General features: G+C 63.5%; 1 pseudogene. It reads right to left on the bottom strand.

Going from position 1 to position 573, the window contains the following annotated elements:
* Positions 1–499 (bottom strand): annotated as a pseudogene (locus tag GSQ79_RS08230) (transposase); the annotation flags it as partial.
* Positions 500–573 lie beyond the last annotated feature (74 nt).

Genomic DNA, 573 nt, shown 5'->3' with positions numbered 1-573 from the left:
CTCCAACGAGACGAGCGCGGAGAAGATCGAGGTTGGCACGCCCGTACATTTGGCGCTTTACGAGCTTGAGCTTCGTGATCTGTCCCTCGGTCTGACCGTTGGACCAGGGCTCCGTGAGTGCCGCCGCGACCGCGACTTGGTCGGCCGCAAGGCCGACGGCAAAAGATGACATCAGGCTGTCTCGCGCGGCATCGATCCAAGCCTGCAGATTACCGATCGTACGAGATCGGACTATGGCCTGGAATCGCAGCAGGAGGTCGCGAGCCATCACAAGGGAAGGGACGCCTGCTTCAATGGCGGCCATCATCGTCGCATCGCCTTTGCTGAGGGTATCGCGCATGACACTCATCAGCCGAGCGATCACGCGTGCGGACGGAACACGTCCCAATCCCATGAGGCCCGCCTTCTCGCTACGCTTGCGTCGCGTTGCCCATTCCGTGACGACCCGCAAGGAGCCAGGGAAGCCTAACCGCCGGAGCCGACGCCATAGCTCGGCACCACGGTGGCAATATCGTCGACCTTGAGCGCTGCCACCTCGGAGACGCGCAGCCCCGCGCCGTAGGCGGTGCCAAG

It is taken from the genome of Beijerinckia sp. L45 (genome assembly GCF_009765775.1).
In the GTDB taxonomy this organism is placed as follows: Bacteria; Pseudomonadota; Alphaproteobacteria; order Rhizobiales; family Beijerinckiaceae; genus RH-AL1.
Note: the sequence above shows the minus strand (reverse complement) of the source record. Positions and strands in the feature narration are given on the sequence as shown.